The organism is Actinomycetota bacterium (genome assembly GCA_035759705.1).
Lineage (GTDB): Bacteria > Actinomycetota > CADDZG01 > JAHWKV01 > JAHWKV01 > JAJCYE01.
In genome coordinates this window covers 1-14,857 of record DASTUJ010000188.1, presented here as the reverse complement: position 1 = coordinate 14,857, position 14,857 = coordinate 1, and the positions used below count along the sequence as shown (strand labels likewise).

Annotated in this window: 14 protein-coding genes; 7 read left to right on the top strand and 7 right to left on the bottom strand. The window is 66.2% G+C overall.

Annotated elements, in window-relative coordinates; translation table 11 throughout:
• Positions 1-4: 4 nt before the first annotated feature.
• Positions 5-679 (top strand): MBL fold metallo-hydrolase, encoded by a 675-nt coding sequence (locus VFV09_12935; protein HEU4868617.1) that lies wholly within the window; start codon positions 5-7, stop codon positions 677-679.
• Here VFV09_12935 and VFV09_12930 read toward each other — a convergent pair.
• The 6 genes from VFV09_12930 to VFV09_12905 form a co-directional block, all read right to left on the bottom strand.
• Positions 667-1,590, bottom strand: coding sequence for a PD-(D/E)XK nuclease family protein (locus VFV09_12930; protein HEU4868616.1), 924 nt, complete (start codon positions 1,588-1,590; stop codon positions 667-669). The two genes, VFV09_12935 and VFV09_12930, sit on opposite strands and share 13 nt — an antisense overlap.
• Before the next feature lie 45 nt (positions 1,591-1,635).
• On the bottom strand, positions 1,636-1,974 hold the full coding sequence (locus tag VFV09_12925) for a hypothetical protein (GenBank protein ID HEU4868615.1): 339 nt from the start codon (positions 1,972-1,974) through the stop codon (positions 1,636-1,638).
• Entirely contained in the window at positions 1,971-3,014 is a 1,044-nt protein-coding gene (locus tag VFV09_12920) for a peptidoglycan DD-metalloendopeptidase family protein (GenBank protein HEU4868614.1), read from the bottom strand. The genes VFV09_12925 and VFV09_12920 overlap by 4 nt, the downstream gene beginning before the upstream one ends.
• Before the next feature lie 116 nt (positions 3,015-3,130).
• A complete protein-coding gene (locus VFV09_12915) occupies positions 3,131-4,339 on the bottom strand; it encodes a YibE/F family protein (protein ID HEU4868613.1) in 1,209 nt (402 codons plus the stop codon).
• A 313-nt stretch (positions 4,340-4,652) separates the two neighbouring features.
• A complete protein-coding gene (locus VFV09_12910; GenBank protein HEU4868612.1) occupies positions 4,653-5,270 on the bottom strand; it encodes a TetR/AcrR family transcriptional regulator in 618 nt (205 codons plus the stop codon).
• Positions 5,267-7,672, bottom strand: coding sequence for a DHA2 family efflux MFS transporter permease subunit (locus VFV09_12905; protein ID HEU4868611.1), 2,406 nt, complete (start codon positions 7,670-7,672; stop codon positions 5,267-5,269). Before VFV09_12905 ends, VFV09_12910 begins: the two co-directional genes overlap by 4 nt.
• Before the next feature lie 234 nt (positions 7,673-7,906).
• On the opposite strand from VFV09_12905, the gene VFV09_12900 reads away from it, so the two are divergent.
• The gene (locus tag VFV09_12900) at positions 7,907-8,809 is read left to right on the top strand and encodes an NADP-dependent oxidoreductase (protein HEU4868610.1); all 903 of its coding nucleotides are present in this window, start codon (positions 7,907-7,909) and stop codon (positions 8,807-8,809) included.
• A gap of 323 nt (positions 8,810-9,132) precedes the next feature.
• Here VFV09_12900 and VFV09_12895 read toward each other — a convergent pair whose 3' ends face one another.
• Positions 9,133-9,885, bottom strand: coding sequence for an acyl-CoA thioesterase (locus VFV09_12895; protein HEU4868609.1), 753 nt, complete (start codon positions 9,883-9,885; stop codon positions 9,133-9,135).
• A 168-nt stretch (positions 9,886-10,053) separates the two neighbouring features.
• Here VFV09_12895 and VFV09_12890 point away from each other — a divergent pair, with 168 nt between their 5' ends.
• The 5 genes from VFV09_12890 to VFV09_12870 all read left to right on the top strand — a co-directional run bounded on the left by VFV09_12890 (position 10,054) and on the right by VFV09_12870 (position 14,718).
• A complete protein-coding gene (locus VFV09_12890; GenBank protein ID HEU4868608.1) occupies positions 10,054-11,850 on the top strand; it encodes a M3 family oligoendopeptidase in 1,797 nt (598 codons plus the stop codon).
• An 81-nt stretch (positions 11,851-11,931) separates the two neighbouring features.
• Positions 11,932-12,957: a DUF2330 domain-containing protein gene (locus VFV09_12885; GenBank protein HEU4868607.1), complete on the top strand. Its 1,026-nt coding sequence runs from the start codon at positions 11,932-11,934 to the stop codon at positions 12,955-12,957.
• Entirely contained in the window at positions 12,947-13,342 is a 396-nt protein-coding gene (locus tag VFV09_12880; protein ID HEU4868606.1) for a plastocyanin/azurin family copper-binding protein, read from the top strand. The genes VFV09_12885 and VFV09_12880 overlap by 11 nt, the downstream gene beginning before the upstream one ends.
• A gap of 40 nt (positions 13,343-13,382) precedes the next feature.
• Complete coding sequence (locus tag VFV09_12875) at positions 13,383-14,126, top strand: hypothetical protein (GenBank protein HEU4868605.1); 744 nt, start codon at positions 13,383-13,385, stop codon at positions 14,124-14,126.
• A gap of 13 nt (positions 14,127-14,139) precedes the next feature.
• Positions 14,140-14,718, top strand: coding sequence for a hypothetical protein (locus tag VFV09_12870; GenBank protein ID HEU4868604.1), 579 nt, complete (start codon positions 14,140-14,142; stop codon positions 14,716-14,718).
• The last annotated feature ends 139 nt before the right edge of the window (positions 14,719-14,857 follow it).

Sequence of the window (14,857 nt, the reverse complement as noted above, 5' to 3'; positions counted from 1 at the left end):
CGGTATGGCACTGAAGATCTTCGAGCATATGGTCCTGGGCGACCTAAGTTGCAACTGCTACCTGGTCGGCGACCCGGTTACCCGGCAGGCGATGGTCCTTGACCCAGGGGACGACGGGGGCCGCATCCTCCAGGCGATTGCCCGCCACGACCTGACGGTGGTTGCGATCGTCGCCACCCACGCCCACTTCGACCACGTCCTGGCCGCCGAAGCTCTCCGGGCGGCCACCGGGGCGCCGTTTTACCTGCACCTGGACGACGTGGAGCTTCTGAAGTGGCTCCCGGCAAGCCTTGAGATGTTCCTGGGCGTCCAGGACCCGTCGCCCCCGCCGGAGGTCGACACGAAGCTGTCGGACGGCGACGAGTTGAAGTTGGGGGAGCACGCGCTGCAGGTGATCCACACACCCGGGCACTCCGAGGGGAGCATCTGCCTGCTGACCGGCTCGGCCGACGACCGGATGTTGTTCTCAGGCGACACCCTGTTTGCGATGTCGGTAGGCCGCTCCGACCTGCCGGGCGGCGACCAGGACGCCCTCTTTGCGTCGATCCGGCAGCGTCTGTTCCCGCTGGGTGAGATGCCGGTGTACCCGGGCCACGGCCCGGCGACATCGCTGGACCGGGAGCGGGTCAACAACCCCTTCGTGGGCGAGGGCAGTAGGTTCTGGAGTTATCCCGCTTGAGAGGTCAGGGCGATGGGGCCGCTCAGAGGCACCAGGACCGGGGCAGCGGCCGCCACAGGTGAAACGCACTCTGCAGCCCTCTCGGACTCGTAGGCCGGGCAGATGGCCCTGTGTGGGCAGTAGTTGCACATGTGGCTCATCCGCGGCCGCCAGTCGTCCTTTTCCTTGGCCCTCACAATGGCGTGAGCCAGGGCGTCCAGCTGCCTCTCCAGGCCCTTGAGCATCTGGGCCGTTGGGACCAGGGTGATGATCTCCGGCTCCTTCAGGTGCATTAGCCGCAGGAGCTTGGGCATCTTGCCGAAGGTCCGCCAGCACACCAGGGCGTAGAACTTGAGGCCGAAGAACGAACCGAGGGCGTAGGTCTCGGACGGGGAACGGCCGGTTTTGTAGTCGCTCAACACCCACTCGCCGTCCGGCATGACCTCCACCCGGTCGATGATTCCTCTCAGCAGGGTCAGATCGGTCTGGTGCTCCACCCACCACTCGAGCTCGTGCGGCGAGATGGTGGTGGGGTCCTCGACCCGGAAGAAGTTCACCAGCAGGCCGTCCGCCTGCTCCAGCCAGGCTGCCTCCTCGGCCGGCTCCAGCTCCAGAGAGGAGTACTCCGGGTCCGACTTCAGGTTGGCCCACACCTCGGCCATCAGCGCCCGCGCCCGCTCGATGGTCCGCTCCGAGGGATCGAGCAGGTAGAGCTGCTCCAGGACCGCGTGGATCATGGTCCCCCGGGTGCTGTAGATGTCGGCCGGCTCGGGCAGCCGGTCGATGGCCCGGTACTTAAAAAGCTGGGGGCAGGTCTTGTAGTCCGAGGCCCGGGAGGGCGACAGGCGGACCAGGGAGTCGGCTGCGGTCCCGTCCTGGGACTCCTTCAACCGGTCGGCGTCTCGAAGTGCTGCTGCGTTGGCTGGACTCACCCCGTTATCTTAGAACCCCGGGGTGACACGTTTGTAATTTCCCTCTTAAAAAAGTGACATCTGACCCGGGCTGAGCCCCAGATTCGAGCGTTTTTTCGCGAGCCGTCCCTTACGGGGGCGGGCCGGAGCCCTGGGCGGCTCGGCCTCCCAAACCGGAGGGTCGGGCAGCAGGGGCAGCTGGCAGGCCTCGGCCGGGGATTCCGTCAACTGCTCCTGGTTCGCCCCGAAGTGAAGCTGGCCGGGGCCCGGCCTTGCGGTGACATCGGCCGGCGGCTCGAAGTACGGGTTGAACACCCAGGCGTCGGTAGTGGTGAACTCCTGGAGGCCGGGAAGATTGAACTGCTCGGCGTCGATGCTCGGAAGTTTGGTCGCAAGGATTGTCATTTGATCAGGTTCACCCTCTTCAGAATCGGATACGGGTTGGCGGCCGCCCCGGATGGGACGTGCGTTTCGAAATGCAGGTGGGCGGGGGTGGTCTTGGCGTTGCCGGTGTTGCCGACGTACCCGATGACCTGCCCCTTCTTCACCCTGGTGCCGTTGGCGATGCCGGGGGCGTAGCCGGCCAGGTGGGCGTAGTAGTAGCTCCAGTTGTCGCCGGGGGAGCGGACCCAGAGCTTGTTGCCGCCCAGGGGGTTCACGCCCTTCTGCTCGATGACTCCGTTGACCACCGACAGGACAGGGGTACCCGACATGGCGAAGATGTCCACGCCCTCGTGTTTGCGGTAGCCGGCTCGGGGCGCCAGGAACGTGTCGACGAACGAGTAGGGGGCCTTGACCGGGAAGGCGAAGCCGGCCTTAGTGCTGTCGAGTTGGGTCTTGACCGCCTCGTACTGCTTGGCGAGGCCGGCGAGGGAGCCCTGCATGTCACGCTGGCGCTTTTTCATGCCCTCGATCGCCCGCTGCTGCTCGATCTTCTTGGCGTCGAGCTCGGTCTTGAGCCGGGCGGTCTCCTCCTTGAGCTGCCGGACGTTGTTGAGGGTCTGGGTGTCGTTGGCCGAGACCTCCTCGAACAGGTCCATCGCGGTGGTCAGCTGCCGGAAGGTGCGGGCGCCCAGAAGCACGTTCACCAGCTGGGTCGGGCCGGACCGGTAGTTCGAGGAGGCCCGCTGGTTGATCGAACCCTGGACCGAGACCAGCTGCCCTTCGAGCGCGGCGTGCCGGGCCTCGGCGGCGGTGATCTCAGTGCCGAGGTTCTCCATTGCGGTCTGTCCGGCTTCGTAGGCGGCCACCAGCCGGTCGAGCTCCTTCTGCGCAGCCGCCAGCTTGCCTGACGTTGCAGCGACCTGGGCCTGGAGCCGGGCCGCCTCCTCCGGAGTCGGCATCTGGGGCGGGAACGGCCCGGCGATCGCGGGCGTCGCCGATACGACCAAAGAGAGCCACAGCGCCAATGAGACGACGAAGAAAGACCGCTTGGGGGTGGGCATTTTTTAATTTAAGCACCGCGCGCAGCGCGATCAGCGGTGTTAAACAGAGTTAAGTTGGAGCAATTTTAGTCATCTTGTGGGGCAGGAATGCGCGTCCACAACATGTGGTGTTTTTACTACTCGAAAGCTGCGACCTCTTCGGCCGTCGCCGCTCTGCGGGACCCCCCGACCACCAGGACGGCAAGCGCCGTGGTGATCGGAACCGAAGCCACCAAACCTATGCTCCCCACCAGTGTGCGGACCACCTCTTCGGCCACCAGCTCGCCGGTGAGGACGTCGCCGAGGCGGGCTTCGGCCAGGGTGAACAGGATCAGCAGGGGGAGGGCGGCGCCGGCATAACAAAGGACCAGCGTGTTGACCGTGGAGGCGATGTGGTCGCGGCCGATCCGGATCGCCGACCGGTACAGCTCGGCGGCGCCCGTCGCCGGGTTGGCGAGGTGGAGCTCCCAGACCGCGGACGCCTGCGTGACGGTGACGTCGTCGAGGACCCCCAGCGAGCCGATGATGATGCCGCCCAGCAGGATGCCCTGCAGGTTGATGTTCGAGCTGGCGACCTGGATGTAGGTTGCCTCCTCCGAGGCGAATCCGGTCAGCTGGGTCAACTCCACGAAGATCAATGCCAGGAGAGCGGTAATCGCCAGACTGGCCAAGGTGCCGAGCATTGCCGAAGTGGTGCGCACGTTAACGCCGTGCGACATGTAGAGGGCGATGAACATCACTGCAGATGAGCCGACCACGGACACCGCCAGCGGGTTTCGTCCGGACAGGATTGCAGGGAGCACGAACTGGACCAGGATTGCCAGGCTCACCCCGATGCCGACCAGGGCCGCAACCCCGCGCATCCGGCCGAGGGCAATCACCACCGCAGCGAAGATCAGGGCCAGAACCGCCATCGGGACGCCGCGCTGGACGTCGGAGAAGTCGTAGACGAACGTGCCGTCCTCGATCTCGGTTCGGGCGACGACGATCTTGCTCCCCTCCTCGACCACCCGGACGGCGTTGGGGTCGCCGATGTCGAAGGTGACGGTGTCGCCCTCGTTGGCGCCTTCGGTAAGGCGGACCTCGGCTTCCCGGCAGTTGGGGGGCTCGTTTTCCAGGCCGGGGCAAACGACCGGGTTGATGGCAGTGACCGTGCCGTTGTAGAGGTCGGTGGGAAGCTCGACGGCGGAGGAGAGGTCCAGCCGCTCGGTCGGCCGGAGGAGGACGAATCCGAGGAGGGTCAGCAGCACCAGCGGGACGGTGACCAGGGTGAGGAGGCGCCTGGTTCGGGCGGGAACCTCATCCCGGTGTCCGCTGTGGCTGTGGGCGTGGCCGTGTCCGTGCACGCCGCTCAATCTAAATGGTGCCGGCAGCGAACCGTCGTCAAACCGGCGGTTCGCTGCCTCTCAGCTCGGTTAGCGGGCCGTTCGAGGGCGCCGCAATCTGGTGTGGGTGTAGCAGAACTGCGACTTGTTGTAGACCGAGAGGATCGTGTTGCAATCCTCGTGGGTGCAGGTGCGACCGGCGACCGCAGTGCGGGTGCGCCGGGGAAGACCAATTACGGGAGTTGCCTTTAGCGGCTTTGTATTCATGCATTCATAAGTACCGGGCCAGCCTGAAGATTTGATGAACAAGGGGTTAATCCTGGCAAAGAAGCTCCTAAGCCGAGGTCGCGATCATCTCGTCCACCGGCCGGAGGGCCGCCCACAAGGTTGCCAGCACGCCCTCCACCACGGCCCCGTCCTCCCGCCGCTCGCCGGTCAGCTCCTCCATAAAAGCCTGGGCGAAGAGGGTTCCGAGGAGCATGCGGGCGCAGTCGACCGCTGCAACTCCGGAGGCGACCCGGCCGAGGGACTGCTCGCGTTGCAGGTAGTCCGACACGTCGGCCAGGGCCTTCGCCGGCCCCGCGTCTCCGGGCTTGAACGAGGTCCGGTGCTCCTTGAGTAGCACCGGGTCGGACAGGACGCCCGAGGTCACCGGCAGCACCGCCCGGTAGAAACCCAGTGCCCGAATCGCCACCCCCCTGAGGTTGTGCAGCACCGAGCCCTGGCCGGCTCGCCGGGAGAGGTCGTCCAGGGCCTCGGCGAACTCGGAGAAACAGGAGCCCACGACCTCAAGCACCAGAGCGTTCTTACCCGGGAAGTGGCGGTAGATGCTGCCCTCGGCGCAGCCGGCCGCCTTGGCGATCGCCCGGGTGGTGGCCGCCTGGATACCGCTGCCGAGGATCAGCCGCTCGGCGGCGAGGAGGATGTCGCTCCGGACCCCGGCCTGCCTCATCTGTCCGAGCCCGGCGTCCTCCGGGTCCCTCGACGGTAGACGAGACGATCGGGGTCTGCGTCGCCCGATGGTTTGGTTGCCCCGGCGGATGGGAGCCGGAGGCCCTGAAGGCACGCGGCGACGGCCTCCCTGACGAACGCTCCATTGCTCCGCGCCCCGGCCGCCCCCAGCTGCAGGGCCCTGCTCGCCAGCGCCGCCATCAGGTGGGAAGCGGCGCTCTCGGTCTTCAACGAGTTGTCCACCCGTCCGAACCGCTTTTCGAGGTCCAGGTAGCCGGCCATGATCGCAATGTCCTCCTGGGTCGACGACTGGGCGCCGTTGGTCACCCCAACCGGAAGCGCGTCCCCGCCGGGCTGGGAGAGGCCGTACTGGTAGTAGTTCAGGGTGGCGAGCGCCACCTCCTGGAGGTTCTGCTCCACGTCGCCGGTTCCGGCCTTGATGGGCAGGTCGACCATGAGCATCCTCAGGTGGTTGTAGGGGTCGGCGCCGGAGGTCGCCCAGGTCGCAGGTTCGTCGTCGTCCGCATCTGCTTCAGTCGCCTGGCCGGCAGGTGACGCCTCGGGGAACTCCTGGTGGTAGTGGGTGTCCTCTGAACGAACCGGGCTGACCCCCGCCGACCGGCGCCTCTCGCTGCGCTCTAACCGGCCCGGCTTCGGGGGCTCGTCGGGCGCCCACTCGGTGGTGGGCATCGGCTCCGGGTCCGAGGGCGGCGCAGGTTCGAACGCCTCCCTCAGAACCTGCTCGGTACGCGGATCGATCTGCGGCTGTCCCGCAACCGCCGGGGCCCTTCTTTTTGCCTTGCGCACCTCGTCCTCCTCGTAATCGTCTAAAGCTGATTCTTCGACATATCCGTGTCTGACGTGACTGCGGACGAATATCGCCGCCACCAGCGCCGCAAGGAGCATGAAACCGACCGCAACCAGCAGCCCGGAGTGGATTGCGTCGACAAAAGAGTCCTGGGCTGCAGTGACCACCTGGGCGATAACCGTGTCCGGGGTCCCCGCGGGCACCTGCTGCCGGAACGCCTCCACCGTCCCGCCGCCGGCCGCTGCGTTACCGGATGCCCGGTCGGCAATCGACTGCGCCGCGGTATTGCCGATACCGGCTGAGCTCAGGTTCTCGAGCAGGCGGTCCCTGAACGAGGTGGTGACCAGCGCCCCCAGCAGGGCGATGCCGAGCACCCCTCCCAGCTCCCGGGTGGTGTTGGTTGCCGCCGACGCCACCCCTGCATGACGGGGGTCGACCGAACCCATGACCGCAGCGGTCATCGGGGCCATCGTAAGCGCCATCCCCGATCCCAGCACTATGAAGGCGGGGAGGATGATCGACTCGTAGGACGAGTTCGGTTCGATACGAAGCAACAGTGCCATTCCGCCTGCGGCGTACAGGCAGCCGAGCGTCATGAGCCAGCGGGAGCCGTGTTTGTCGGACAGCCTCCCCGCTACCGGCGAGATCAGAAGGATGGCCGCAGTGAACGGAAGCAGTCGCACCCCCGTCTCCAGCGGCGAGAACCCCCGGACGTTCTGCAGGTAGAGGGCCAGGAAGAACGTCGTTCCGAACAGGGCGAAGAACACCGAAGCGGCGACCACGTTCGATGCGGCGAATGTCGGGTTACGGAAGAAGTGGAGCGGGAGCATCGGGTTGCTGCTCTTCAGCTCGATGACGATGAACAGGATCAGCAGGATCGCCGCGCCGGCGAAGGCCCCCAGGATGAGGTCGCTGTCCCACCCCTCGGCGCCCCCTTCGATGAGGGCGTAGACCAGCAGGAACAGGCCCCCGGTGCCGGTGACCAGCCCGGGGAGGTCGACCCGGCGGGCCCGGGTGGTGTCCCGCGACTCCCGGACCACGAGGGCGGTGAGGAGAAAGCCGAGGACCCCGACCGGGATGTTGATGAAAAAGATCGTCTCCCAGGAGTAATGCTCGACGATGTACCCGCCGACCAGTGGGCCGACCGCCACCGCCAGACCGGACATCGCCGCCCAGATGCCGATGGCCGTGCCCCTCTCCCTGCCGTGGAAGGTGGCTGTGAGGATCGACAGGGACCCTGGAAGAAGCAGGGCCGCTCCCAGGCCCTGGACCGCCCGGAATGCGATGAGCTGTTCGGTCGAGCCCGAGAGGCCGCACGCCAGCGAGCCGAGGGTGAAGACCACCAGGCCGCCCATGAAGAACCTCTTTCGGCCGAAAAGGTCTCCCAGGGAGCCGCCGATGAGCATGAACGAGGCAAACGTGAGCGTGTAGGCGTCGATGATCCACTGCAGGTCGGAGACCCTGGCGTCCAGTTCCCGCTGCATCGTCGGCAGGGCCACGTTGACCACCAGGTTGTCGAGCATCGGCATGAACAGCCCGAACACCATGGCCACCAGCACGAGCCACCTGCTCTTGGGAGCCTCTTGTTCCGGCAATGGGTCGCTGCTCAAAGGCCGGCTTTCAGTTGTCGACATCGGATCCGTTCCCCCTTGGGTGCTTCACGAACGCCTGGTCGATTGAGTGCTAAGTGTGAGTGAGCGCTCACTCAGGTGTCAATGACCGTCCGGACGGTTAAATATGCTCCGAGCCACGCGCAAAAACGGGAAGGGACTTGGAAAATGAGAGCCGCCGCTATAACGGAGTTCGGAGGACCAGAGGTCATATCGGTAATGGATCTCCCGGAGCCGCTGGTGGGGCCGGACATCGTCCTGATACGGACGGCCGCAGCCGGCTTGAACCCTGCCGACTTCAAGATCCGTGAGGGCCGGATGACCGGCCGTTACCCCCACCACTTCCCGATCATCCTGGGCTGGGACGTGTCGGGCGTGGTCGAGGCGGTCGGGCCCGCCGTCACGGCCTTCAAGCCGGGGGACCGGGTGTGCGCCTACGCCAGGAAGTTCTGCGTCGAGCACGGCACCTACGCCGAGTACGTCGGCGTGGTGGAGGAGTCGGTTTCGCCGGCGCCGGAGTCGGTCGACCTCGTCCACGCGGCAGCGCTCCCGCTGGCGTCGTTGACCGCCATGCAGACGATCTCCGCGCTGGAGGTCGTTTCGGGCGAAACCGCCCTGATCCACGGGGGATCAGGCGGCGTCGGTTCCTACGCCGTGCAGCTTCTCGCCGATATGGGGGTCACCGTCCTCGCCACGGCCGGACCCGACAAGGCCGGCTACCTCGAGTCGCTCGGGGCGGTTCCCATCGACCGGCACGGAGACGTCGTCCGCCAGGTCCAGGCGGTCGCGCCTGACGGTGTCGACGCAGTGCTGGACCTCGCCGGCGGCCCCGAGGTGGTTCGCGCGTCGCTGCCGGTGATGAAGGACGGCGCCAGGGTGGGGTCGATCCTGCTTCCGCCCGACCTGGGCGACGACGGGGAAAGCCGGGGGATCAAGAGCCGGTACGTCTTCGTCCGCCCCTACGGGGCGCAGCTGGCCGACCTGGCCGCCCATGTCGACTCAGGAGCGCTGCGGATCAACGTGCACGAGACGTTTCCGCTGGAGAACGCCGCCGACGCCCACCGCGCCCTGCAGGCGGGGGGCCACACGGGCAAGCTCGTGCTGACCGTGTCTGAGGCTTAAGCCAGGTCAAAGGTTGGCTGACTAGGCACTACGACACCAAGAGGCCCCCGGGTCGGGGGCCTTTGGTCTGGGCTTGTTCAGCGACCCTTGCTTCTCCATCGAAGGCCGGATGACGGTTCTTGGGACTCCGGCTCGGCCGGCGCGCTCGCCTTGGCGGGAGCCGGGGCAGCCGGGGGTGGTGTCGCCGACCTCGGCGGCCAGTGGGTCAAATCAGTAACTACGTCCTGCATCATCCGAACCTCCTCGTTCTTGCCGACTTACTCGAACTTGGACTGAAGCTGCTACGCCGGAAAGCCTGTGCTTCACCGGGCGTGGTTGACTGACTAGCGGGTGTGCCTTCTCCATTTGCTCAGGTCGGCCGCCTGCTCGGAGGACGACATGGTTGCGCCGACAAGGGCCGGCTCGGGTTCCGATTCCCGGCGGCGCCACTTCCTCACTTCGCCACCCGAATCGGTCGCTGCAGAGGCCACCGGCTCCTCGGAAGGGGCGGATGGCGTTTCTTCCTTCTTTCCGGCCAGTCGCGCCTGGCGCCGCGCCTCGGCGGCTTCCTGCCTTCGCCGGGCTGCCTGGTCCGCGTCGGCACGGGCGGCAAGTGTCGCCTCCCGGCGGGCCGTTCGGGCTTTGCGCCTGGCTTTGGCCTGGCGTTGCCGTCGCCGCTCCTCGGCCGTCTCGCAATCCAGTCGAGGAACCCGGACGGGCTGCTTGGTCTCAGCGTCCAGGGCGACGTACAGCAGGTATGCGGTCGACGTATGTCGGGTCTCGCCGGTCAGGACGTTCTCGGTTTCCACCTTGACACCGACCTCCATCGACGTGTCGCCGACACCATTGACCGAGGCGGTTACCGTCACCAGGTCCCCGAGGTTCACGGGTTCGAGAAAGCTCAGCTCATCGATTGCCGCCGTCACTACCGGGCAGCCGCTGAACTTCATGGCAGCAAGCCCTCCCGCGGTGTCCACCAGCTTCATGATGGTTCCACCGTGCACTGCACCAGCAAGATTGGAGTCCGACACCCCCATGTGTTGAGCCAGGACGACTCGCGATTCCTTGACGGTTTTGGTCGCTTCTGCGCCACTCATAGCCAACCTCCCGATCTCATTGGATGGGCCGTCACCTTCCAATTGGCAAGTATGAACCTGTGGATAAGCCCTGGACAGGGGGCAATCGCGCTTTTGACGGGCGTTTCGATGCAAAACGTCGCACTAGTAGACTGAAGTCTCAATCTCCAAATTCTGAAGGGTCGTCCAATGAGCACAGCAACCAAGACCACCGGCGCGGAAAAAGTCTTTTGGAACCTTGACGACATCTACAAGGGCTCCGAGGACCCGAAATTCGCGACCGACATCGACGCCGCCAAGCGCGCCGCCCACAACTTCCGGGACAAGTACTACGGCAAGGTCGGCCAGCTCAACGCAGTCGGCCTGCGCAACGCCGTGGCCGACCTGGAAAAGATCACCGCCGACCTGATGCGGCCCTCCATCTACGCGATGCTGCGCTACGCCACCGACACTGCCGACCCGGCCCGGGGCGCCCTTCGCCAGCGGATGCTCGAGATGTCAACGGTTTTGTCGTCCGAAACCCTGTTTTTTGTGCTGGAGTGGGTGGAAATCGACGACGAGCGCGCCGAACGCCTGTTGAACGACTCCGACCTGGCCAAGTACCGGCACCACCTGCAGGCGGAGCGCCGCTACAAGCAGTTCGTGCTCTCCGAGCCGGAGGAGCGGATCCTCGCCGAGAAGGCCGCTACCAGCGAAGCCGCCTGGGCGCGTCTCTTCGAGGAGCTAACCGCCGATGTCCGCCCTGTGGTCGACGGTGAGGAGCTGATCTGGGAGCAGGCCATGTCCCTGCTCCAGCAGCCGGACCGGGAGCTTCGCCGCAAGGCAGCCGAGGCGATCACCAAGGCCCTGGAGCCGGGCCTTCGAACCCGTACCTTCATCCTGAACACGGTGCTTTTGGACCACGCCACCAACGACCGCCTGCACGGCTACCCCACGTGGCTGTCGTCGATGAACCTCTACAACGAGACCTCGGACGATGCGGTCAACGCCCTGGTCGACGCAGTCACCAAGCGTTACGACATCCCCCGCCGCTACTACGCCCTAAAGGCCAAGCTGCTCGGCATTGACAAGCTGGCCGATTACGACCGGATGGCCCCGATCAGCGACGACCCGACCTTCGTCTCCTGGGACGAGGCCAGGAAGCTGGTCACCGAGGCCTACAGCTCCTTCTCTGAAGAGGCAGGCAAGGTGATCACCGAGTTCTTCGACAAAAAGTGGATCCACGCCGCGCAGATGCCCACCAAGATGACCGGCGCCTTCTGCATGACCACCATCCCCGACGCCCACCCTTACGTGCTGATGAGCTACACCGGCGAGCGCCGGTCGGTTCTGACCCTGGCCCACGAGCTGGGCCACGGCCTGCACGGCTACCTGGCGGGCGACCAGACCCTGTTCAACGCCGAGACGCCGCTGACCCTGGCGGAGACCGCATCGGTGTTCGGCGAGGCTCTGACCTTCGGCAAGCTGCTGGAGGCCGAGAAGGACCCGAAGAAGCGCCTGGCGCTGCTGGTGGGCCGGCTGGACGACTCGGTCGCCACAGTCTTCCGCCAGATCGCCTTCAACCGTTTCGAGGACGCCATCCACAACGCCCGCCGGGAGCACGGCGAACTGGCGCCCGAGGACATCTCGGCGATGTGGCTGAAGACGCAGCGGGACGTCCTGGGCGACTCGGTGGAGATCAGCGACGGCTACAAGATCTGGTGGAGCTACATCCCCCACTTCATCCGCACGCCGGGTTACGTCTACGCCTACGCCTTCGGGTTCCTGTTCTCGCTGGCCATCTACCAGCGCTACCTGAAGGAGGGCGAGGCCCTGATCGAGCCGTATCTCGGCTTGCTGCGCGCCGGAGGCTCCGACTCACCGGAGGCCCTGGCCAAGCAGGTGGGCCTGGACGTCTCGGACGCAAGCTTCTGGTCCGGGGGCCTGGACTCGCTGGACGCCCTTCTGACCGAGGCCGAGGAGCTGGCGAAAGAAGTTCAGGGCTAAGTAGCCTCGCAGGGAACCGATGGCCGCAGGGGACCCGTCTAAGACTCGGTAATCAATTTCCGAGCCCGAAGCGAGGTCCCCATGCGACGTCTGTTGATCGTCCCGTTTGTCCTGGTGTTTCTTACGGCCACCGCCGGAGCCGCGTTCGCCTGCGCCGGAGTCTTCTCGCCCAACGGCAACGTCAACCTGCTGCGCACCAGCACCCTGGCCGGTTACGCCGACGGGATCGAGCACTACGTCACCTCGTTCACCTTCTCGGGCGGCGGGGGCGAGTTCGGCTCGGTCGTCCCGCTTCCCGGCGTGCCGACGACCGTCGAGCGGGGCGGCGACTGGACCCTTCAGCGCCTCAACCGTGAGGTGACCCCGGTGCGCGAGGTGTTTGCTGCCGGCAATCTGGCGACCGCGGCAAGGGCCGACTCCGCCGAGGTTCTGCTCGAAACCACCATCGACGCCCTGGACATCACGATCCTGAAGGGCGGCGGCGACGAAGTGGGCACCTGGGCCAAGGACAACGGGTTCCTGCTGGCGCCCGATGCCCCGGAGGTCCTGGACTTCTACGCCGACCGGAGCCCGATCTTCATGGCGGCCAAGTTCAACGCCGCCGCCGCCGAGGAGCGAGGCCAGGCGATCGGCGAGGGAACCCCCATCCATCTCAGCATCCCCACCGACAACCCGTGGGTGCCGCTGCGGATCCTCGGACTGGGCAAGCAGGAGATCGAGCGGGTGGAGGCCGATGTCTTCCTGCTCACCGAGTCCGAGCCCGAGCTGATCATTCCCTCCGACGGGCTGATTCTCGAGCGCAGTGAGCAGGGCTCGGACAGCCTGATCGCCGACCTGCGTTCCGACAAGGGCATGGAGTGGATTCCCGAGGACGGCATGTGGCTCAGCTACCTGAGGGTCGACTCGGCGGCGGGGGACCTCACCTACGACCTGGCGGTCGACGTCGAGGGCGAGGCGCCCTCCACCGTGGACGCCGGCCTGGCGAGGGTGGACTCTCCCCCCGCGGTCGACGACAGCCTTCCGATCGGACTGCTCGCCGGGGTTGCGCTGGTCGTGGCGGTCCTCGGCGTAGGCGCCGGCCGGTGGAGCCTGCGGCGTGCTGCCTAAAGCCCTTGCTCTGGCCGGCCTGCTGGTGCTCGGCTGGGCCGTGGTGGCCCTGGCCGGCTCCGGCGACAAGGTGCCGGTCGAGATCAAGTACTCCCGCTTCGAGCCGGACGAGATCCGGCTCGAAGCGGGGGAGGAAGTCACGTTTGTCATCTACAACGACGACCCCATCGACCACGAGTTCATCCTCGGTGACCGGGCGGTTCAGGACCGCCACGAACGGGGGACCGAGGCGCACCACGGCGAGATCCCGACCGAGGTCTCGGTGCCGGCCGGAGAGACCGTCGAGACCACGGTGACGTTCGACGAGCCGGGCAACATGATCCTCGGTTGCCACCTGCCGGGGCACTACGCCTACGGGATGAAGGCCAGGGTCACGATCTCCTGAGCCGGGGTTGCCAGGGGCGAAGCGGCTGCCTAGAGTTCACATGACCGGCACAAGGAGGCGGCTCACGGCGTCGGAGATGACCCTTCGCCGGCTGCACGCGCTCCTGGCCGTGCAGTCGCTGGTCATCGTCCTGGGCTCGGTCAACCGCCTGGGCAGTCTCACGCTCGGCTACGCCTCCTCGAACCAATTCCTCCGGTGGGTCGACCTGGTCAACCTGCTGCCCCTGCCGATCCTCAGCCTGGTGGGGTTCTACTTGTTGAAGCGGGAGTTGGAGACCGGCTACGGCGCCGGCAGGGGTGTCGAAGCCCGGTGGGAACCGTCACTCCAGCTGACCTTTGTGCTTGGTGTCTACCTGCTGGGGGCCGGCTACGGGATCCACGAGGTGGCCAACTACTTCCACACCCGGTTTTGTCTGGAGGAGGGGTCCGCGTTGTGCCGGCTGATCGTCTTCCACGACGACGAGTTCTCCCACTGGCTGTTCTTCGCCGGCTTCGTGATGGTCAACGCATCGGTGATGCTCCTGCAGATCGTCTTTCCCTACGACGGCCAGTTGCGTCCCAGGGACCGGGCGCTGATCGTCTTCAACTCCTTGTTCGTTGCCGCCGGCATATTCGCAAACCTCGCGTTCGAGGAGATCGGGCTCGACCTGTACGTGGTGGTGCTTCTGGCAGGGGTAGCGATCTACCTGCTCCGCAGGAGAGGCCTGCAGCCGCTGCTGCTGTACTACTCGGTGGCCTACGTGCTGGGCCTGCTGCTGACCGCCGGGAAAATCGCCTTGAGCTGAGGATGCCGGTAGGGTGGCTGGCACACATTGCCTGATCGAGCCGATCGAGGAGGAGATCTTGAGAAGGAAACTGGTGGGAGTCCTGGCCGTAGTGGCCCTCGCAGCAACCGTAGCCCTGGCCGGCAGCGCCAGCGCCGACGGGCCGGTCCCGATCGTCTACGACACCCAGTTGGCCAAAGCTGCGCCGTTCGGGGGGCCGCTGGACATGAACGGTCCCGTAGTCGGGACTTTGACGTCCACCACCACCTCAACGGCGCTCAACCTGAACGTCGTGGTGAACTGGGGGCAGCCGAGGTCCACGTACCGGGTGTACATGAACTGCGGGGCGACCCACGCCACCAGCACGTGCTTCGCCCAGATCGGAACCTTGACCGTGAGCAAGACGGGTAGCGGCACCGGCAACTACTCGATACCGCTCGCCACCCTTCGGTGCGCGCCCTTCGGCGCCGGTGCCCGGACCGACCACGTGGACCTGATCAGCAGCCAGAACGTCGACAGCAGCCTCGCGGCGGGGCCGATTGCGTACACGGTTCCCGCCGGGTCGTGTCCCCCTGCGGCTGCGAGAACCGCCTCCGGGGACGCCAACACCTAATACCCAGGGACGCCCACCCCGGTCGTCTGGGACCGGGGTGGGCGCCTGCTAGCAGACCCCGGTCTCGGTCCGGGAGCAGTTGTCGGACCCGGCCCCGCCCTCGCCGAGGTCGGCGCCTGCGCCGCCGTCCAGCGAGTCG

What these genes read in the sequence shown, in the direction of transcription:
- VFV09_12935 (HEU4868617.1), top strand. Translation starts at nt 5, where the DNA reads ATGGCACTGAAGATCTTCGAGCATATGGTCCTGGGCGACCTAAGTTGC.
- VFV09_12925 (HEU4868615.1), bottom strand. Translation starts at nt 1,974, where the DNA reads ATGACAATCCTTGCGACCAAACTTCCGAGCATCGACGCCGAGCAGTTC.
- VFV09_12920 (HEU4868614.1), bottom strand. Translation starts at nt 3,014, where the DNA reads ATGCCCACCCCCAAGCGGTCTTTCTTCGTCGTCTCATTGGCGCTGTGG.
- VFV09_12910 (HEU4868612.1), bottom strand. Translation starts at nt 5,270, where the DNA reads ATGAGGCAGGCCGGGGTCCGGAGCGACATCCTCCTCGCCGCCGAGCGG.
- VFV09_12900 (HEU4868610.1), top strand. Translation starts at nt 7,907, where the DNA reads ATGGATCTCCCGGAGCCGCTGGTGGGGCCGGACATCGTCCTGATACGG.
- VFV09_12895 (HEU4868609.1), bottom strand. Translation starts at nt 9,885, where the DNA reads ATGAGTGGCGCAGAAGCGACCAAAACCGTCAAGGAATCGCGAGTCGTC.
- VFV09_12890 (HEU4868608.1), top strand. Translation starts at nt 10,054, where the DNA reads ATGAGCACAGCAACCAAGACCACCGGCGCGGAAAAAGTCTTTTGGAAC.
- VFV09_12885 (HEU4868607.1), top strand. Translation starts at nt 11,932, where the DNA reads ATGCGACGTCTGTTGATCGTCCCGTTTGTCCTGGTGTTTCTTACGGCC.
- VFV09_12875 (HEU4868605.1), top strand. Translation starts at nt 13,383, where the DNA reads ATGACCGGCACAAGGAGGCGGCTCACGGCGTCGGAGATGACCCTTCGC.